This window comes from Pedobacter nototheniae (assembly GCF_032678625.1).
In the GTDB taxonomy this organism is placed as follows: Bacteria; Bacteroidota; Bacteroidia; order Sphingobacteriales; family Sphingobacteriaceae; genus Pedobacter; species Pedobacter nototheniae_A.
In genome coordinates, this window is the sequence record NZ_JAVTSO010000002.1 from 925268 (window position 1) to 944888 (window position 19621).

General features: G+C 36.2%; 14 protein-coding genes and 1 riboswitch. Of the genes, 7 read left to right on the plus strand and 7 right to left on the minus strand.

Annotation, left to right across the window (positions count from 1 at the left end; translation table 11 throughout):
* Positions 1-17: 17 nt before the first annotated feature.
* From R2Q77_RS09745 to R2Q77_RS09760, 4 genes are read right to left on the minus strand one after another with little or no spacing between them, the layout of a single operon-like run.
* Positions 18-980 carry a PKD domain-containing protein gene (locus R2Q77_RS09745; protein ID WP_316803533.1) on the minus strand — a complete coding sequence of 321 codons (963 nt, stop codon included), beginning with the start codon at positions 978-980 and terminating at the stop codon, positions 18-20.
* Positions 973-2124 (minus strand): YncE family protein, encoded by a 1152-nt coding sequence (locus R2Q77_RS09750; protein WP_316803534.1) that lies wholly within the window; start codon positions 2122-2124, stop codon positions 973-975. The genes R2Q77_RS09745 and R2Q77_RS09750 overlap by 8 nt, the downstream gene beginning before the upstream one ends.
* Positions 2125-2132: 8 nt before the next feature.
* A complete protein-coding gene (locus tag R2Q77_RS09755; protein WP_316803535.1) occupies positions 2133-3266 on the minus strand; it encodes a DUF5074 domain-containing protein in 1134 nt (377 codons plus the stop codon).
* On the minus strand, positions 3263-5299 hold the full coding sequence (locus tag R2Q77_RS09760) for a TonB-dependent receptor (RefSeq protein WP_316803536.1): 2037 nt from the start codon (positions 5297-5299) through the stop codon (positions 3263-3265). The genes R2Q77_RS09755 and R2Q77_RS09760 overlap by 4 nt, the downstream gene beginning before the upstream one ends.
* A gap of 104 nt (positions 5300-5403) precedes the next feature.
* Positions 5404-5598, minus strand: a riboswitch (cobalamin riboswitch).
* 85 nt (positions 5599-5683) lie between these two features.
* Here R2Q77_RS09760 and R2Q77_RS09765 point away from each other — a divergent pair.
* Both R2Q77_RS09765 and R2Q77_RS09770 read left to right on the plus strand, forming a co-directional pair.
* Entirely contained in the window at positions 5684-6931 is a 1248-nt protein-coding gene (locus tag R2Q77_RS09765) for a serine hydrolase (protein WP_316803537.1), read from the plus strand.
* A 165-nt stretch (positions 6932-7096) separates the two neighbouring features.
* Positions 7097-8452 (plus strand): alpha-L-fucosidase, encoded by a 1356-nt coding sequence (locus R2Q77_RS09770; protein ID WP_316803538.1) that lies wholly within the window; start codon positions 7097-7099, stop codon positions 8450-8452.
* Between the two features lie 169 nt (positions 8453-8621).
* On the opposite strand, the gene pncB is transcribed toward R2Q77_RS09770, so the two are convergent.
* Positions 8622-9806 (minus strand): nicotinate phosphoribosyltransferase, encoded by a 1185-nt coding sequence (gene pncB / locus R2Q77_RS09775; RefSeq protein ID WP_316803539.1) that lies wholly within the window; start codon positions 9804-9806, stop codon positions 8622-8624.
* A gap of 126 nt (positions 9807-9932) precedes the next feature.
* Complete coding sequence (locus R2Q77_RS09780) at positions 9933-10811, minus strand: polyphosphate kinase 2 family protein (RefSeq protein WP_316803540.1); 879 nt, start codon at positions 10809-10811, stop codon at positions 9933-9935.
* A 144-nt stretch (positions 10812-10955) separates the two neighbouring features.
* Here R2Q77_RS09780 and R2Q77_RS09785 point away from each other — a divergent pair, with 144 nt between their 5' ends.
* From R2Q77_RS09785 to blaB3PEDO, 3 genes are all read left to right on the plus strand, one after another.
* Positions 10956-13406 carry a transglycosylase domain-containing protein gene (locus R2Q77_RS09785; RefSeq protein WP_316803541.1) on the plus strand — a complete coding sequence of 817 codons (2451 nt, stop codon included), beginning with the start codon at positions 10956-10958 and terminating at the stop codon, positions 13404-13406.
* A gap of 193 nt (positions 13407-13599) precedes the next feature.
* The gene (locus R2Q77_RS09790) at positions 13600-16776 is read left to right on the plus strand and encodes a peptidase MA family metallohydrolase (RefSeq protein ID WP_316803542.1); all 3177 of its coding nucleotides are present in this window, start codon (positions 13600-13602) and stop codon (positions 16774-16776) included.
* A gap of 20 nt (positions 16777-16796) precedes the next feature.
* Complete coding sequence (gene blaB3PEDO, locus R2Q77_RS09795; protein WP_316803543.1) at positions 16797-17654, plus strand: PEDO-2 family subclass B3 metallo-beta-lactamase; 858 nt, start codon at positions 16797-16799, stop codon at positions 17652-17654.
* A 90-nt stretch (positions 17655-17744) separates the two neighbouring features.
* Here blaB3PEDO and R2Q77_RS09800 read toward each other — a convergent pair whose 3' ends face one another.
* The gene (locus R2Q77_RS09800) at positions 17745-18092 is read right to left on the minus strand and encodes a GIY-YIG nuclease family protein (RefSeq protein ID WP_131537944.1); all 348 of its coding nucleotides are present in this window, start codon (positions 18090-18092) and stop codon (positions 17745-17747) included.
* A 190-nt stretch (positions 18093-18282) separates the two neighbouring features.
* On the opposite strand from R2Q77_RS09800, the gene R2Q77_RS09805 reads away from it, so the two are divergent.
* Together R2Q77_RS09805 and R2Q77_RS09810 are read left to right on the plus strand one after the other, a co-directional pair.
* Positions 18283-19059 (plus strand): LexA family transcriptional regulator, encoded by a 777-nt coding sequence (locus R2Q77_RS09805; RefSeq protein ID WP_316803544.1) that lies wholly within the window; start codon positions 18283-18285, stop codon positions 19057-19059.
* Between the two features lie 75 nt (positions 19060-19134).
* Positions 19135-19593, plus strand: a complete 459-nt coding sequence (locus R2Q77_RS09810; RefSeq protein ID WP_316803545.1) for a hypothetical protein — start codon at positions 19135-19137, stop codon at positions 19591-19593.
* Positions 19594-19621: the final 28 nt, after the last annotated feature.

Below are 19621 nucleotides of genomic sequence, written 5' to 3' on the forward strand. Positions count from 1 at the left end.
CTATGTGATATGTTAAATTATTTTTTTTGCTTGTATAACCTGATGTCGATGGCACCCGCTATTTCAGTAGAAATTTCGCCTAAAAATCTTGATCTCGAATTTGAGGTATCCGGATCGTATGGATTGCCGTTGCTATTTTGTGCAGTGTATACTTTTACAAAATCAATTTTAGACAGGCTTACCTTATTTCCATTTTTATCTACCGCCCAATCGATATCGAAAGTGTTGTAACCCCTGCCTTTTTCGTCTTGTATACTGATGTACTCTGCCGAACCATTGTCACTATAACCAAAAGTAAAAGGCTTATTACTGATTATGCCACCATCTGTTAAGGTGCTTTTTAATAAAGTACCTTCAAAAGAAACACTGGCTCCAGTAACATTTGCCGGAAAGTAATTTTGAGCATGGAAACTATTTTTTAAAACAAAGCCGCTTTTGCCTTGATTATCGGTCCATTTGATGTCTTCACTTATGGCAGAAGGCTTATAATAAGTAATTTTGTAGTTCTTAATTGTTTCCGGTTTGCTGTATTCACTTCCGGCAAGTTCGTACCATTCTCCATCATCCGGCAGGCCATTTCCATTTTTATCCTGCATTACACTAACAATTCCTGGCTCAGACCATTCCATTCCTACACCGGTTAATGGATTTCCGAAAAACCCAAGGTCATGGCCATTTTCGTTGGTTATAGCATGGTCGAAACCAAAAATGATATAACCACCATAACCACCTAAAGAAAGTAAACCGTTATCGGTTGTGCCAATTAAATCATTTGCCTTTTCTGTAGTGCCGTAACTTGCATCGTTAATAAATTGCCCCGGCGCAGGTGCATATTCAAATATCTTTTTGATATATGGACTATAATTTGTTGTGGCAGGTACTTCTTCTTGCGCGGATTCCTTTTTGCAGGACGAAAAAGATCCGGCAAAAAAAACAACAAGGGAAAAAGCTATAAGTTGTATTTTTGGTTGATTATTCATATTTATAATTATATACAAACACGGCATGCTGTGGCAGCCCTGCGGTTTTAAAACTGTGTTTTTTCTTTCCATCCGTACCAAAAATATAAGCCATACCCTGAGATGGGCTATAATTTTCGGCATCGGCAACCACTACAGTTCCATCAAAAGGATTTGCAGTTAAGCCATAAATGGTATTTATTTGTGTATCGTCGGTTATTAAATTATTTCCAACTTTACCGGTAGAAAGGTCTAAGGCTTTAATTGCAGGATCAGAATAAATATCTTTTGATACCCAACCCACATTTTTACCAATGCTAATGGCACCTAAATCATATTTTTCAGTTTGCACAACGGCATCTGTTGTACTGCTAATTCTCACTAATGTAGCCTCATTGCCTACATTATAATCCATCCAGGTAATCGTGTATAAATCACCGTTTGGTGCCGCTGCAATCCTAACTGGGTTGTGTCCAACTTCAATATCTTTGGTTTTGGTAAAAGTAGCAAGATCAATTACGGTTACCTTGCTTAACAAACCATTGGGATAATAAGGATGGCTGGAGTTGGTTACATAAAGTTTACCATTGGCAACCGCCAGGCCTTCTAAACCCTCCGCTTTTTTTGTTCCGTTCATTAATTGCAATTCAGCATCAACTGCTAAAGTTGTGGTATCAATCCGGCTAATTTTACCATCATAACGCGATACATAAGCCTTGTTTTTATAAAAGGTTACATATCTTGGCATAAAACCATCATTATTAGAATTAAGCGGGATACTTTTTAACGATTTACCCGTTGCGATGTCAATAATTTCTATAAAGGATTGTGGCTTGCCCTGAACACCGCTAACCACACAATACATTTTGCTTCCGTATGCTTCAAGGTCGTTTGCGGTTTCGCCCAATGTTCTTCCATTAACCTTTTGAAAATAATCCTGTACCGTTGTTTTGGTTTCTATATCGTAATAGCTAATGGCGCTGTTATTTCCGTTCATTAAACCTTCGCAAAGCACGTAAACACCTTTTGTTGCAGTAATTACCTGTTTTTTCTCCGCTGTTACAACTATAACACCTCTATCTTTTCTACAGGATGAAATAAATATTGTGCCAAGCAACAGGATTAATAAACCTGTTGTACTGAAATTTTTGTAGTTTTTCCTCATCGTATATTTTATTTAGTTACAAAAGCAATGTGAGCCGGAATGTCTCCGGTCGTTACAGTCCATTTTAGTCGGCCAGCGGCATTATAGCAATGCAACCTTCCGGGAGTTACATAATCCTTAGCATCGGTTATGTACACATCTTTATTTTGTGGATTTACGGCAATCCCGTATGGAATTTTAATGTTCTTTTCGGTACCGTCGGTAATAAATTTTGTGCTTAAAAGTGTTTCATCCTTAATATTAATCATATTATAACCTATAGTATTCATCCCTTGTATATAACTCCATTCTGTACTATAGATGTAGGCGATGTCTTCATCAATGGTTAAATTGCTGGCCGCTATATCGAATACTTTTTTAATTCGATCGGTATGGGTATCTATTACAAAGAGTTTAGATGGAATGGTATAATAATCCCCTCTTGAGGTTACATAAAGGTCGCCATACCGATCTGCTTTAACCCGGTCGAGATTGATGGCCACTTCTATTCGCTTTACTTCCTTGAAAGTGGGTAAATCAATAACAGATAGTGTGCTTTCATAATTTGGCGGACTGTATCCTCCTGAATTGGCAATGTATAATTTTGAGCCAATTATGGCCATTTCTTCAGGCTGACGGCCAACTTCAACAGTTCTGTTTATTTTTAATGTTGTGGTATCTATTTCGGCAATTATACCATTAGGTGCTTTTGGATCGCCCACTTTCCCTAAATATGCACTTACATAAGCTTTACCTTCATTAAAGGTTACATACCGGCAGTTTGTAATGTTAATCTGTCCAAGTTTTCTCGCTGTTTTTACATCTAAAACTTCAACCTTGTTCGATATATTAACAACCACATAAACTTTGGATCCATAAATGGCAATGTCATTTCCTACATCTCCAAGTCCTTTAGTTACTTCGGGGTTTACCTGATTATATAAATTACGTGTGTATAGTCCATTTACGAGGTCCATGTAATCCAAAGAGGCCTTATTCATATTCATGTTGCCTTCATTAACCAGATAAAAACCTTTAATTGCGGATAGCGGATCGGGTTCTATTTTGCTAATTTCAGACGGTAGCGGTTGCGGATCTTTTCGGCAGGAGAAAAATATAAAAGTGATGCAAAAACCATAAATCAGGTGCTTTATTGTTTTCATATGCTATAAGATAAGGTGAAACGATAGTTACGCACCGGCAATGGAAAATTCGGGATCAACTCATAATACTGGTTAAGCAGGTTATTTACCTCCGCGTTGGCATTTAATATTCCTTTTTTTAATTTAAACGCATATCCGGCAGCAACATCATGGGTATACCAGGGTTGCATATAGTTATAAATAATATTGGCTTTTTGGTTATATCTAAACCCTGTATAAATAAAACTGTAGTTAAAATGCCAGTCTTTATAATCCAGCTTAGCCAAAAAAGAACCACTGTTTTTTGGAATATATGGGATTTGGTTTTTGTAGCTGTCGTCTTTAGGATCGGTTACATCTACTGCTTTTTGAAAGGTATAATTTAAACCCGTATTTAAAGTAAGGGCGGGCGCAAGTTGAAATGCAGCCTTTGCATTAAATTCCAGTCCCCGGATATCAACCCTGCCAATGTTATACATAATCCAGCGGATAAGGTTAGCACCAGGTTGGGCTATAATTTTATCCTTTACGTTGTTGTAGTAAGCATCGGCCTGAATATCGATAAATAATGTCCGGGCATTTTTAAAAGATTTAAAATAGGTTAGTCCAAGGTCGTATTGTTTGGTATACTCTGGTTTAAGTAACGTATTTCCAATAAAAGTATAATATAAATCGTTAAAGGTTGGCATCCTAAAAATGTCTTTATAAAAACCCCGAACCCTCAGCTGCTCATTGTTAAATAATTGCCATGAAAACAAAACAGTAGGACTAAATACCTGTTTATTTCCACCTGAGCTATATTCTTTTACTAAATCTGATACACTTGTACTTAAAATATTGGCTTGCAGATTAAAACGTTCGAGGTTTAATGATGAACTTAATACATTTAAAAAGGTATTTCTTGTGGGGTAAGCGAACCGGTAAATATTGGCATCAAGCGTTTGATATTGATAATCTGAAGCCAGGGCAACGTCTAAAATTTTGCTGAGTTTATATTTTGCTGAAACTGACATATAGGCTTCTTGCTCCTCAAATCTATTTTGAAGAAAACCATCCAGTGTAACGTATTCCGGATCAACAAAACGCATATAATCATAGGCATATTTACCGCTTACCAGGATGGATAACCTGTTGTTTAAATGCTGCTCCAAACTGCCCTGAACAAAAGTGTTTCGGTCCCACATGCGTTGGGGATAATCAAACCTGTTGGATAAAGTAGCGCCTGGCAAGCCCTGCTCCGAAATAAAAGTATAGGCCTGTGCCCGCCATGCTCCATTTTTAAGTTTACCAAACAAAGCCGCCTGAAACCTGAAACGTTCTACATCGCCATTGCTCCTCACTGCGGTGGTATCATAAACGCCGTTAGTGGATCTGAATTTATATTTTCCGTTGGCGTTTAAAAATTCGGTATTAAAGCTGGCACTTAAATTTTTATTTATCCTATACTGATATTGAACCACGGGATTAATCAATCCAAAAGAGCCCCCTTTTAAGCTGAAGGTAGCTGCCTGGTTCTGCCCTTCTGAAAAGCTTGGCACCTTTGTTTTTAAATAAACGGAGCTGGCTGATGCATAACTCCTGGCGGGCAGAAGCAATTCGGGTTTTTGGCCGCTGTATAAAGAAATTTCTTCTAAATTATCCAGTGAGAATTTTCCAAGGTCTACTTGTCCGTTTTGTGCATTACTAAACTGAATGCCATCATAGAAAACAGCTGTATGGTTACTGCCCATACTTCGAACATTAATGGTTTTTAATCCACCAATACCTCCGTAATCTTTTAATTGCACACCAGAGAAATAACGAATTGCATCGGCCACGGATAAACTGTTCATCCTTTTCAAATCATTACCAGAAAGGGTTTGGACAGGTGTTGGCGATTTGCTTTGTTCAGTTAAACGATATTCGCGAACCTGAACCTCTTTGAGTTGATTTATTTTCTGGGTGCTATCTGTTTGTGCTTTGGAAATAAAAGGCAATGAAATGCCTGTCCATAAAATGGCTAACCAAATAAAAAACCGCATGTTGCCAGAAGCGGCAAAATGTTTTCTAATCATTTTTTTTTGTTGTGAGTTAAATTACCCACAGCAAACAGATTATGAAGGAAATGAAAATACGAAATATAAAAAGTACCTCACTCCTAAGCTTCAATCCCCGAAAGCTATGAAATATGTGCTAAGGCAGGTCTTCTGACTTACTCCCGGGTTTCCGGCCTTCCCATTCCTATAATTGGAACAGTGGCAGATTGATTGGAAATCCGTTAAGGAGCTTACAGCTGCGGGACAGTTACAGATTTACACTGTATTCCCTTTTAATTCCGGGTGTAACACCGAAAACCAAAAGCGATGCAAAGGTATGTAAATAATGTGTAATGTAAAATGGTAGATGGGCATCCAAATTTTAGGTTGTAAAACGTTAACTTTAAACATCAAACCTACATCATGAAATTTATACTCTTTTCTTTGTTTTCTATATTGAGTGTATCCGCTTCGGCACAAAAAGTTGATACTGTTTTTCTCCAGAAATTAATGCAGGCAAAACCTGGGTTATTTGGAGATATATTAAGCAAAACAGATAAAAACCAGGTACAAATAGTATATACACAGATTAACCGCGATGCCTCAAATAAACCTCATTTTAAAACTTTTAGCTATAATTTAGATTCGCATCACTATTTCTATCCCGCCAGTACGGTTAAATTAGCGGCCGTTATTTTTGCACTGGAAAAGGTAAACCGTTTAAAAAACACCGGACTTGATGCGCAAAGTACCATGATAACCGACAGTGCTTACACCGGACAAACTAAAGTTTTTAAGGATGAAAGTGCCGAAAATGCTTTACCTTCTATTGAGCATTATATTAAAAAAATCTTATTAACGAGTGATAATGATGCTTTTAACAGACTTTTTGAGTTTATTGGTCGTGCAGAAATTAACCAGAAGCTTAAAAAAAATGGTTTAACAAACAGCCGGATTTTAAATCGGTTAGCCATTGGAGATTCAGGAGAACCCGCAAAACATACCAACCCCATTCGCTTCTATAATGGTGATCAATTGGTTTATGTTCAACCGGCACAATACGACCCAAAAGAATATGAACTTAAATTAACGCATACTTCAATGGGAAAAGGTTACCTGGATAGTACAGACCAACTGGTTAATAAACCTTTTAATTTAGTCAATAAAAATGCCTTTCCAATTAGTGACCAGCAAAAGTTAATGCAAAAACTCATCTTCCCGGAAGCTTTCTCTAAAAGTGAGCGGTATAATTTAACCCCGCAAGACTATAAATTAATTTATACTTACATGAGTAAATACCCTACTGAAAGTAATTATCCTAAGTACGATTCAAAAGAGTTTTGGCCAACCTATGCTAAAATGCTTTATTATGGCAGGGAAAAAGATATAACCCTTGATCCAGCAATTAGGATATTTAATAAATACGGTGATAGTTATGGTTTTATAATCGATAATGCTTATTTCGTAGATTTTAAAAATGGAATTGAATACTTTTTAACTGCCGTGGTACAAAGCAATGAAGATGGTATTTACAACGATAATAAATACGAATATGAAACTGTTTGTTACCCGTTTATGAAAAACATAGGGCAAACCATTTACGAATTTGAAAAGAGCAGGCAGAAAAAAGTAAAGCCTGTTTTAGATAAATTTAAAATGAACTATAAATAACATCATAATACATAAATAATTCGGCATCAGGTAATAATTACTTAATATTTTGATTATTGCACTAAATTTTCTCCATTGATTTATATGGTTATTTGTATAGCGAGCTAAAAGTTTACTTAGTTAAACAATTAATAAACAGACCGCTTATTATAACAACCAAATATTATGAGAAAAAAGATCTGCTTATTGTTTTGTTGCATACTGGTTGCAGCTTCATCGGTTTTTGCACAAAAAAGAATCGGAAATGAAACACCCGAGGCAAAAAAGAAACGCATGGAATGGTGGACAGATAGTCGTTTTGGAATGTTTATTCACTGGGGACTTTACGCCTTGCCCGCCCGGCATGAGTGGGTAAAGAACATGGAAAGAATGACTAATGAGGACTATGAAAAATACTTTAAAAACTTTAACCCAGACTTGTTTCAACCTAAATTATGGGCTAAAGAAGCCAAGGCAGCAGGAATGAAGTATGCTGTAATGACTTCTAAACACCATGAGGGATTTACTTTATTTGATAGCCAGTTTACCGATTATAAAGCCACTAACACACCTGCCAAAAGAGATTTGGTGAAAGAATATATTGATGCATTTAGAGCTGAAGGCTTAAAGGTTGGTCTTTACTATTCGTTAATCGACTGGCATCACCCTGATTTTACCATTGACGACATGCATCCGCAAAGGGCCTTAAAAAAGGATGATGCAGCTTATTATGAGAAGGTAAATAAGGGAAAAGATATGGCTAAATATAGAACCTACCTATACAATCAGGTAAAAGAAATTTTAACTAAATATGGTAAAATAGATATTTTATGGCTCGATTTCTCTTACCCTGGTAAATTTGGAAAGGGTAAAGATGACTGGGGTTCAGTAGAATTACTTAAAATGATACGCAAACTTCAACCTGGCATCATTGTAAACAATCGATTGGATTTAAATGATTACGAAGATGGTGTCGACTTTGAAACACCTGAGCAGGTAAGTACGAAAGAACTTGAAAAATATAAAGGCAAAGTTTGGGAAACTTGTCAGACTTTTTCGGGTTCATGGGGTTATTACCGCGATGAAGATACCTGGAAAACGAACAGAAAGCTATTGGATTTACTAATTACATCTGTAGCAAATGGTGGTAATATTTTGTTAAACGTTGGCCCTACAGCCCGGGGAGAATTTGATGATCGGGCAAATTTAGCTTTAGATAGTCTTGGTAAATGGATGAGCCACAACAGTAAATCTATTTACAATTGCAGCTACGCTCCTGCCGATTTTAAAGTTATAGACGGCACAAAACTTACTTATAACGCAAATGCTAAAAGATTGTATGTACATTTATTTGATTATCCTTCCAATGGCAGCATCACTTTAAAAGGCTACAGAAGTAAAGTAGATTATGCCCAGTTTTTACACGACAATTCTGAGCTTGTAATTGATAAAGAAAAATCCAATACAGATGATTTAGTCTTAAAATTACCTAAGAAAAAACCAAATTTTGAAATTCCGGTGATTGAGTTGATTTTAAAATAACAGATTTAAAAGTTCTAGTGATTATTTACCTCATCCTGTCCATATTAATTTTGTTCTTCTTTTAGAAGTGAGGAAGTTTTATACAAACAGGATGAGGTATTTTTATACTTAAAGAAGTAATCTTGTTCGATTAATAACTGCTAACATAACATTAATCGAACTGGCTATATTACTGAATACCCAAAATCGTTTTTGCCAGATCAATGGTTAATTGGTCTCCGGTATGTTTGCCCTCTTCGTCAGATAACTTAACAACCTCTATCCATTCGTCGTCTTTAGGAAGGGCCTGTGTCATTTTGATCACAATATTCATGGGTTCAGAACCTACATCGTTGGTTAAATTGGTACCAATGCCAAACGACATGCCTATTTTTCCTTTACAATAATTTACAATGTGTTCTACTTTATTATAATTAAGCGCATCAGAAAAAATGATGGTTTTACTCAGCGGATCAATGCCCATGCTTTTATAATGCTCGATTACTTTATCTGCAAAAATCAGGGGATCTCCGCTGTCGTGCCTAACACCATCAAATAGTTTAGAAAACATTTTATCAAACTGCCTGAAAAATACATCTGTGGTGTAAGTATCAGATAAGGCAATGCCTAAATCTCCGCGATAAACCTCCACCCAGTGTTGAAGGCCTGTAGCATTGGCCATTTTAAATCCATAACGCGCCGCGTGAAACATAAACCATTCGTGTGCATGTGTTCCAATGGGTTTTGTTTTATGCAACATCGCCAGATGCACATTGCTGGTACCAATAAAAGAGCCTGTACCGTATTTCATTAACGATTCCATTACCAAACGATGTACCTGGTAAGAATATCTTCTCCGGGTTCCGAATTCTGCTACCGTTACGCCGAGCTTGCGGTAATTTTCAATTTTATTACGCGTTTTTTCGATAATTTCATCATCGCTAACCCGATTTAAACCTTTTAGAACATAATACAATTCACTAATCAACGCCATTAAAGGCACTTCCCATAAAATCGTTCTGTACCATGATCCTTCTATCTTAACCTCAATTTGATCGCCGTTTTGGCTAATCAGCACTTCTTCTGGATTGTAAGTATAACCTTCCAAAAAATCGAGATAAACAGGATCTAAATAAGGACAGGTTAGCTGTAAAAATTTCTTTTCGGCTTTGGTTAATTTTAAATGGGCCATTTGATTTACAGCTGCGCGTAAGGCTTGATCAAAACCTTCAGGAAAAGAATGGTTGCCTCTGTTTATAAACTTATACTTCGCCTTTGCCCACGGAAATAACCTAACCACGCCCTGTTGCATGGTAAACTTGTAAAAATCATTGTCTAATATAGAAACTAATGAAGTTTCGGCTTTTAATGTCATTCGTACTTTGCTCTATAAAGATTAAACTTTAAGAATTGTTTTAATGGATGCAAATGTTAAAAAAAATAGGTCTGTTTCAGAAACGCAAAATCACAGAAATTAGTGAATATACAGCAAGTGATTAAACTACTCACTAATTAAGCTCTCTTTGCTTAATTGTAATTTTGCCGCTTCCTCCTCTGCCAGTACAGGAAATTTTAAATTCAGACTTTTTAATTTATCTGCAATAATTTCACTGATTGCCAAACGGGCAAACCACTTTTTATCTGCTGGTATTACATGCCAGGGATTTTTTTCAGTACTGGTTTCGTTTATGGCCTCTTCATAGGCTTTCATATAATCATCCCACATGGCGCGTTCTTTAATGTCGCCTGATGAAAATTTCCAATTTTTGGTAGGATCATCTATCCGATCTAAAAACCGTATTTTCTGTTCAGCCTTACTTACATTCAAAAAGAATTTTAAAATAACTGTTCCATTAGAACTTAAATGCTCTTCAAAGTTGCGAATGCTTTCATAACGCTGTTTCCAAAATGCTTTATCGATTTTTTTCACATTGCTGTAATCCGGAATACTTTCACTTAAAATATATTCTGGATGTACTTTGCAAACCAATACATTTTCATAGTGCGATCGGTTGTGAATGCCAATCCTACCTCTTTCTGGTAAAGCCTTGTAATGTCTCCATAAAAAATCGTGTTCATATTCTTCAGAAGTTGGAACTTTAAAACTAAATACCTGGCAGCCTTGCGGGTTTAAACCGCTCATTACGTGCTCAATTGCACTGTCTTTTCCTGCTGCATCCATCGCCTGGAAAATAATTAAAAGCGAATGTGAATTGGCTGCATATAGTTTTTCCTGCAAGTGGTTAATTTCAATTTTAGCATTTACAAGTGCATCTTTTGCTTTTTCCTTATTATACCCGCCGGTGTAATCTGTTTTAGCATTTTTTATAGAAAATTTCTTATCGCCCTGTACAATAAGTCCCTTAAATTCGTTCTTCATACTTTATAAATTCATGTAATTAATTCCGTAGATCAATAATTTAAATATAGAATTAAAAAATAAGTAAACTAAATAAGTTAATTTACCTATAGAGTTTTTTATATTTAACGCCAAAGCATTAACCAACAGATCATCACAACCCATATGTTTAAAGAGATAAAAAACAAGTACTTACGTTATCCTGTAATTGGTATTTTTTTTATAATAATTTTCTTCTGTGCCCTTCAACTTAACTTTTTATGGCTATTTGGCTATTCTCCAAGTTATCACGATATAAAAGCACCCAGTCAGCGAGTGGGTTCTGAATTATACACTGCCGACGGAAAACTGATTGGCAGATACTTTAAGGAAAACAGAACACCGGTAAGTTATAATGAAATTGCACCCAGCGTTATACATGCCTTGGTTGCAACAGAAGATGTTCGTTTTTACAAACACTGGGGCGTTGATATGCAGGCTGTTGCGCGTGCTGTAGTGGGTATGGGTAAAGATGGTGGCGCAAGTACGATTACCCAGCAGCTGGCTAAAAACTTATACCGGACAAGGTATAATAAATCATCTGGTGTTTTATCCAAATTACCTGTATTAAGAACCTTAATCCCTAAATTAAAAGAGTGGATGACGGCAGTAAAGCTTGAGTCTAACTATTCCAAGCAGGATATTATTACCATGTACCTCAATACCGTATCATTTGGCAACAATACTTATGGAATAAAAACAGCAAGCCGTATTTATTTTGATAAAGATGCAAAAGAACTGGCCACTAACGATGCCGCTTTATTGGTTGGTATGTTAAAAGGAACAACGCTTTATAATCCGACAAAAAACCCAGAGAAGGCTTTAGAACGTAGAAATACGGTTTTAAATCAAATGAACAAATACAAATTTTTAAGTAAAGACAGCTTAACTGAACTGCTTAAACTGCCCATTAAACTTAAAGAAGGTAAAATGGAAGATGGTAGCGATGGTGATTCCTATTTAAGAGCAGCTGTTTCTAAATACCTTGAAAAATGGGCAAACGACAATGGTTATGATTTATATGAAGATGGTTTAAAAATTTATACGACTATTGACTCCAAGTTACAGAAATATGCTGAAGAAGCCGTTCAGGAGCAAATGAAAACGCTGCAAAGAAGGTTTTATAGTGTTTGGGGTAACGAAGATCCATGGTACGATTCGGAAAAGCAAAAAGTGGATTATCCTGCACGTGCAATGAAAAATTTACCGATTTACAGCTTACTGCAAAAGAAATTTCCAAACCAGCCAGATTCTGTAACTGCCTATTTTAATAAAAAGAAAAGGATGCAGATTTTTACTTATAAAGGCGATAGGGATACTTTATTTTCGACAATGGATTCAATCCGTTACTATGGTAAAATATTAAATACGGGAATGATGACCATGGAGCCAGCCAGCGGAAAAATTAAAGTTTGGGTTGGTGGTATAGACCATAAATTCTTTAAATACGACCATGTGAACCAATCAAAACGCCAGGCAGGGTCTACTTTTAAACCATTTGCATATTTAACAGCATTAGAGCAAGGGATGAGTCCTTGCGATAAATTTACAGATAAACCGGTAAAAATAGCTTATCAGGATAAAGGCGAAACCAAATATTGGGAGCCTAAAAATGCCGATTACAGTGTGAGCTATCGTGAAATGAGTTTACGTTGGGCAATGGCAAAATCAGTAAATACCATTACAGCGCAGGTAACTGAAAAAGTGGGCTGGGATAATGTGGTTAAATGGGCGCACGAATGCGGAATTGACAGTCACCTGGAATCTGTACCTTCAGTGAGTTTGGGTTCTAACGATGTAACCGTTTACGAAATGGTTAAGGCTTATAGCACTTTCTTAAACAAAGGTGTTAAAACCGACCCTATCCTGGTTGAAAAAATTACAGATTTAGACGACAACCTAATTGAAGATTTTAAACCTAAAACAAAAAGGGTTTTAACAGAGGAAATTGCCTGGTTAATGACTTATATGTTTAGAGGAGGAATGGAAGAACCAGGTGGTACGTCTCAGGCATTGTGGGAATGGCCAAATCTGTTTAAGAAAAACAATCAGATAGGTGGCAAAACCGGTACTTCATCTGATTATGTAGATGCCTGGTACATGGGAATGACCAAAGATTTGGTGACCGGTGTTTGGGTAGGTTGCGATGAGCGAACTGCTCACTTTAAAAATGGAGAACAAGGCGAAGGATCAAGAACCGCCCTTCCAATTTTTGCCAAGTTTATGGAAAAAGTATATTTAGATCCTTCAAGTGGTTATACTTACGGTGCTTTTCCTAAAGCAACTGTTCCGATTACCAGGACCATAAATTGCCCGAGCCCAAGAATTGTAGCAGATACCGCCACTACAGATAGTGTACTGGTTGATTCTACAGCTACCGACGTTCCTGTGGTGATAGAAGAACCTGTTACACCAGTAACAGGTAAAGAACCCGAAATTAAAAAGGAAGAAAAGAAAACCGAACCGGTTCAAAACCAGCCCGAAGCTACAGTTCCTTTAACCAGGAAAGAAGAACGTGAGCTAAAAAGAAAAAAACGCCAGGAAGAAAGAGAAAAAAAGGCAAAAGAAAACAACTAAATCTTTTACTTACTCTTCCTTTGTCATTCTGAATTTATTTAAGATCCTATTTAAAATAAATCCAGAATGACATTTTTTCAGGTCAAATATTTTTTCTTAATTGTTAAAATCCGCTGTAACATTTAAACAATTATTACTTTTATCTTAATTTTTCTCAAAATACCATTATAAAATCTTTAACAAACCATTTTCTATGAAGATAAGCTCTACTTTTATCAGGCAATATGTTCCGGTTTTGCTTCTGCTTATTGTTTCTTTCTCTGCTCAGGCTCAATATTTTGGACAAAACAAAGTCAGATATAAGAAACTTGATTTCAAAGTTTTACAAACGCCGCATTTTGAAATTTACTATTACATTAAAAATGAAAATCTATTAAAAAGATTCTCGCAAGATGCAGAAACCTGGTATAAAATGCACCAGGAAGTATTTCGTGATACCTTTTTAAAAAAGAACCCGATCATACTTTACAACAATCATCCTGATTTTCAACAAACTACCGCTCTCCAAGGTGAGATTGGCATCGGAACCGGTGGCGTTACTGAAGCCCTTAAAAACAGGGTGATTATGCCTGTTATGGAGTTAAACAGCCAAACCAGGCACGTTTTGGGCCATGAGTTGGTGCACGCTTTCCAGTATCATGTGTTACTGGAGAAAGATTCAATCAGTTTAGAAAATATCGGCCAAACCCCTTTATGGATGGTAGAAGGTATGGCCGAATACCTTTCTATTGGAAAACGGGATGCATTTACCTCCATGTGGATGCGCGATGCGATGTTGAACCGGGATATTCCATCACTAAAAGACCTGACCAATTCCAATAAATACTTCCCTTATCGTTATGGGCAGGCATTTTGGACTTACATTGGTTCGCAATATGGTGATACCACAATCGTTCCTTTATTTAAGAATACAGCCAAATATGGATACGAAAATGCCATAAAATATACTTTTGGCTATGACGATAAAACATTATCCGGCTTATGGAAAAATGCCATCGACGCGCATTATAAGCCCATGTTAAAGGCTGATAGCTCGCAAATTAAAATTACAGGAACTAAAATTATTGACAATAAAAATGCAGGCAATATGAACGTTGCGCCGGCCCTTAGTCCCGATGGAAAATACTTGGCTTTCATGTCTGAGAAAGATCTTTTTGGAATCGATTTGTTTCTTGCTGATGCCAAAACCGGGCAGATTATCCGAAAGTTAAGTAGCCAGATTTCCAATGAGCATATCGATGATTTTAACTTTATTGAGTCTGCCGGGGCATGGTCCCCTGATAGCAAGCAGTTTGCATTCAGTATTTTTAGTAAAGGCAGAAATCAAATGATGATTATTAATGTTGCCAACGGAAATACCATTTCTCAAACCGCAATGGATCAGGTTCAGCAATTTGGCAACCTAACCTGGTCGCCTAACGGAAAAGATATTGCTTTTTCAGGTATGGTAGAAGGCCAGAGCGATATATTCTCTTATAACCTTGATACCAAACAGGTAACACAAATTACCAGCGACGTGTATTCTGATTATGCTCCAAGTTATTCTCCTGATGGAAAAAAATTGGTTTTCTCATCAGACCGTGCGGCCATTCAAAATAAAAATATTCAGGCCGTTAACCCAATAAATTTAGCCGTTTATGATATTACCGCTAAAACAGTAAGCAATCTTGATGTTTTTCCAGGCGCCAATAACCTCAATGCACAATTTTCGGCAAATAGTCAAAACATCTATTTTCTTTCAAACAGAGACGGTTTTAGAAACTTGTACAAATATAATTTTGCAGATAACACGGTTGATCAGTTAACCGATTATTTTACCGGCATTAGCGGAATAACGGAATTCTCCCCTGCTATTTCTGTTTCGCAAACCGATGAGCTGGTTTACAGCTATTACCGTTACCAGCGCTACACTTTATACAATGCGAAATTAAGCAGCTTTAAGACGAAAAGAATTGGTAATCAGGAAGAAAATTTTGATGCAGCTGTTCTTCCGCCTATGGAAAATATTGGGGTAAACATTATCAATTCAAACCTTTCTAATTTCGACCGGTTTGAAAAATTAACAGCAGACTCGATGAAAACAGTGCCATACAGGCCTAAATTCAGACTTGATTACCTAGCAAACAGTGGCGGTATAGGTGTATCCACAAGTCGTTTCGGAACCGGTGTTCAAGGTGGAATTATGGGCATGTTTAGTGATATCCTGGGTACCAATCAAATTATAGCCAACCTATCTATTAACGGAGAAATTTATGATTTTGGTGGTTTGGTAGGTTATGTAAACCAAAAAAGCAGAATTAACTGGGGGGCAGCCGTCTCACACATTCCTTATATATCTGGTTTAAGTTCGTATAAGATAGAAAATGTGCCCCTAAATGATGGTACAACAACACAGGCAGAAAACTACAGAACAGATATTATCAGAACATTTGAAGATCAGTTCCAGTTATTTGGGGCCTACCCTTTTAATAAAAAGCACAGGTTTGAACTTGGTGGTGCATTTTCACACTACAGTTACAGAATTGATCGTTACAATAAGTACTACAGCACCACAACCGGTAATTACATTGGGTCAGAAAAAGTAAGAGTTTCTAACGATGTGGCCAGTGATGAACTGGGTATTCCATTTAATTCTTTTACCCTTTATCAATTAAATGCAACCTTTGTCGGAGACAATTCGATTTTCGGACTTGCAGCTCCACTTGATGGCTTTAGATACCGCATTGGTGGCGAAAAATATTTTGGAACCTATAATTTCTCCGGTGTTAATGTTGATGTAAGAAAATACTGGAGAATTAAGCCGATCACGATTGCCGCAAGAAGTTATAACAGTCTTCGTATCGGTAAAGACGCTGACCGTTTATATCCAATGTATGTAGGTTATCCATATTTAATCAGGGGTTATGAAGCCAACTCCATTTATAAAAACACAACAGAAAGTTCTTCAAGCACATTTGATATTAACCAGTTAACAGGAAGTAAAATAGCTGTGTTTAATTTTGAAGTTAGATTACCTTTTACCGGACCTAAAAAATTAGCGGCTATTCCTTCTAAATTATTATTTACAGATTTGAACTTATTCTTTGATGCAGGTTTAGCCTGGACAAATGATACCAAGGTTGTATTTAAAAGTTCGCCAACTTATGTAGACAATATATCTTTAGACAAAAACGGCAATCCGGTTTTAAAAGACGGAAAACCTGTAACGTACCAAACCACCACAGAGCGTGTACCTCAAATGAGTGTTGGATTATCGTTAAGGGTTAATGTTTTTGGATACTTTGTTTTAGAACCTTATTATGCAATTCCTTTTCAACGTAAAGATGTTAAAGGCGGTATATTTGGTTTAACCTTTGCACCAGGCTGGTAATTACGAATTTGAATATAAATATGAAAAAAATTATTGTACTGGTTTTATTGTCTTTCAGGATGTTGGTTTTTGCTCAAACAGTGAAAGAACCTGTTAACAATCCAAAAGAATGGACTCAAACAACTGAACCTTTTAGAATTGCAGGTAATCTTTATTATGTGGGTACTTATGACTTAGCATCTTATTTAATTGTAACGGACAAAGGACATATTTTAATAAACACAGGTTTAGCCAATTCACTTCCTATAATAAAAGAAAATATAAAAACTTTAGGTTTTGATTATAAATCAATCAAAATCCTGCTCTTAACACAAGCACATTTCGATCATACGGGCGCACTGGCAGATCTTAAAAAAGAAACTGGTGCGAAATTGTATGTTGATGAAAAAGATGCAGATGTGCTTAAAACCGGAGGTAAATCTGATTATGAACTTGGAAAATATGGGGTAACGTTTAAACCTGTAAACCCTGATTTTCTTTTAAGAAATAATGATAAAATCAATTTGGGCAGCACTACTTTAACGATGCTTCATCACCCTGGCCATACCAAAGGATCATGTAGTTTTATATTTAATACAAAAGATAAAAATTCAACTTACAAAGTTTTGATTGCCAATATGCCTTCTATAATTGTTGACAAGAAATTTTCAGAAGTAACCTCTTATCAAAATATTCAAAAGGATTATGCAGAAACTTTTAAATCAATGAAAAAACTTGATTTTGACATTTGGGTTTCTTCGCATGCAAGTCAATTTGATCTCCATAAAAAACATAAACCAGGAGATGCTTATAATCCAAAAGTGTTTATGGACAAAAATAAATTTTTCGAAGACCTTCAAGAATTGGAAAATATTTTCCTGAAGAAAATAAAAAATTGATTGAATTTTATTCTTTAAAAACAATTGAAGCATACCCTATTGCTTTATTTTATAGTTTATCTTAACCCTCATGCTTTAAAAAAGCAGGGATTAAGATAAACTGGTAAATGCAAGTTTAACCTGGTTTACGGGCCTGTGCAAAAGAATATTTTCGAAATCCAATCCAATAGTTAAATCTATCCAATCGGGATTACAAGATCTTACCAGGCGTTCTTTCTGCATGCGGGTAAAACGGCTGATTAATTTAAACCGTGATAAAGCCTGTGCTTCGGTTTTAAACTCCTCAAAGTAAACTAAACGGGTTAATTGTTGTGCATTATCAAAAAACAGGTTTGGCATTTTCTTGTAGAAATCTAATGTTTTAATTAAATCAGAACTCATGCCTACGTGCATGCTGGTACGGTTTCGGTCGGTAACGATGTAAACAAACTTTTTCATAACTTCTCTGTAATTTCTAATTGTTACTGAATTTTGCATTTATATCATGCAGTTTCGGATAACGGTGTTAAATTTTCCAACTAAACTAATTAGTATATACTCTTGCAATTCAAAATAATATTACTAACTTTATTGGCATAAAATTACTAACTATTTTAGTAATTCCAAATTTATTTTAAAATTTATTTTTATGTCGAATATTTCAAATAATTTAAAGTACCTCAGAAAGAAAAAGAGCCATACACAGCAGCAATTTGCTGATATTATGGAAATTAAAAGATCCCTGATCGGAGCGTACGAAGAAGACCGTGCAGAGCCAAAATATGATTTGCTAAAAAAAATAGCAGAATATTTCGACCTCACTATCGACGAATTTATTAACGAAAAGATATCTGACGCATGGAAACCGAAGCCAAAAAGTTCGGGCTCCAACTTAAGGGTACTAAGTATTTCTGTAGATCAGAACGACAATGAAAATATAGAATTGGTTCCGGTTAAAGCCAGTGCGGGTTATTTAAACGGTTTTTCAGATCCTCAATACATTAGTGATCTACCTAAATTTCAATTACCCATCCCTGCATTACGCCAGGGTACTTTCCGTGCATTTGAAATTATGGGCGATAGCATGTTGCCTGTGCAGCCTGGTAGTTTAATTATTGGCGAATACCTGGATAACTGGAACGAAGTTAAAACTGGTGAAACTTATATTGTGATTAGTAAAAACGAAGGTGTTGTTTATAAAAGAGCAGGCAACCGTTTTAAAGAAAATAAGGATTTAAAATTAATTTCAGACAATAAGGTTTACGATCCTTACACCATTGCTGCCGATGATATATTGGAGATATGGAGAGCAAAGGCATACATTTCGACCTCTTTGCCTGAGCCTACCCCTGATCCAACAATAGAAACATTAACACAAATGATGTCGCAAATGCAGAAGTCAATTTCTCAGCTAAACAGAAATTAACAAAATTTAACATTTGCCAATTAAACCGTCTTGCTTTTTTTTGCTCTATCAGTGTAAACAAAAACACATAGGAAAATGAAAAAAACAATTTTAACAATAGCAATAGCAGTGATGGGATTTACTGCTGCTTTTGCGCAAGACACCACAAGAAGGCACCATATGCCAATGTCTAAAATGTCTAAATTAACTGCTGAACAACGTGCAGATAAAGCAACTGCGGCAATGGATAAAAAATTAAGCCTTACCGCTGATCAGAAAACGAAGGTTTATGCAGTAGAGTTGGATAGAGCTAAAAAAATGGATACATGGCGCAATGCCGACAAAGATGCGATGAAAGGTAAAATGAAAGACCGCAAAGCAGATATGGATGCATCAAAAGCACAATTAGATCAGATTTTAACTGCCGACCAGAAAACAAAACTGGATGCTTTTAGAGCAGAGGCAAAAGAAAAGATGAAAAACATGAAACCAAGAGATGGTAAAGGTAGAAAACCAAAACCACCTGTAGTTTCTGCTCCACCAGCACAAGGTTAATTAATTCATATACTTAAAAAGCGATTCC

What these genes read in the sequence shown, in the direction of transcription:
- R2Q77_RS09745 (WP_316803533.1), bottom strand. Translation starts at nt 980, where the DNA reads ATGAATAATCAACCAAAAATACAACTTATAGCTTTTTCCCTTGTTGTT.
- R2Q77_RS09750 (WP_316803534.1), bottom strand. Translation starts at nt 2,124, where the DNA reads ATGAGGAAAAACTACAAAAATTTCAGTACAACAGGTTTATTAATCCTG.
- R2Q77_RS09755 (WP_316803535.1), bottom strand. Translation starts at nt 3,266, where the DNA reads ATGAAAACAATAAAGCACCTGATTTATGGTTTTTGCATCACTTTTATA.
- R2Q77_RS09760 (WP_316803536.1), bottom strand. Translation starts at nt 5,299, where the DNA reads ATGATTAGAAAACATTTTGCCGCTTCTGGCAACATGCGGTTTTTTATT.
- R2Q77_RS09765 (WP_316803537.1), top strand. Translation starts at nt 5,684, where the DNA reads ATGAAATTTATACTCTTTTCTTTGTTTTCTATATTGAGTGTATCCGCT.
- R2Q77_RS09770 (WP_316803538.1), top strand. Translation starts at nt 7,097, where the DNA reads ATGAGAAAAAAGATCTGCTTATTGTTTTGTTGCATACTGGTTGCAGCT.
- pncB (WP_316803539.1), bottom strand. Translation starts at nt 9,806, where the DNA reads ATGACATTAAAAGCCGAAACTTCATTAGTTTCTATATTAGACAATGAT.
- R2Q77_RS09780 (WP_316803540.1), bottom strand. Translation starts at nt 10,811, where the DNA reads ATGAAGAACGAATTTAAGGGACTTATTGTACAGGGCGATAAGAAATTT.
- R2Q77_RS09785 (WP_316803541.1), top strand. Translation starts at nt 10,956, where the DNA reads ATGTTTAAAGAGATAAAAAACAAGTACTTACGTTATCCTGTAATTGGT.
- R2Q77_RS09790 (WP_316803542.1), top strand. Translation starts at nt 13,600, where the DNA reads ATGAAGATAAGCTCTACTTTTATCAGGCAATATGTTCCGGTTTTGCTT.
- blaB3PEDO (WP_316803543.1), top strand. Translation starts at nt 16,797, where the DNA reads ATGAAAAAAATTATTGTACTGGTTTTATTGTCTTTCAGGATGTTGGTT.
- R2Q77_RS09800 (WP_131537944.1), bottom strand. Translation starts at nt 18,092, where the DNA reads ATGAAAAAGTTTGTTTACATCGTTACCGACCGAAACCGTACCAGCATG.
- R2Q77_RS09805 (WP_316803544.1), top strand. Translation starts at nt 18,283, where the DNA reads ATGTCGAATATTTCAAATAATTTAAAGTACCTCAGAAAGAAAAAGAGC.
- R2Q77_RS09810 (WP_316803545.1), top strand. Translation starts at nt 19,135, where the DNA reads ATGAAAAAAACAATTTTAACAATAGCAATAGCAGTGATGGGATTTACT.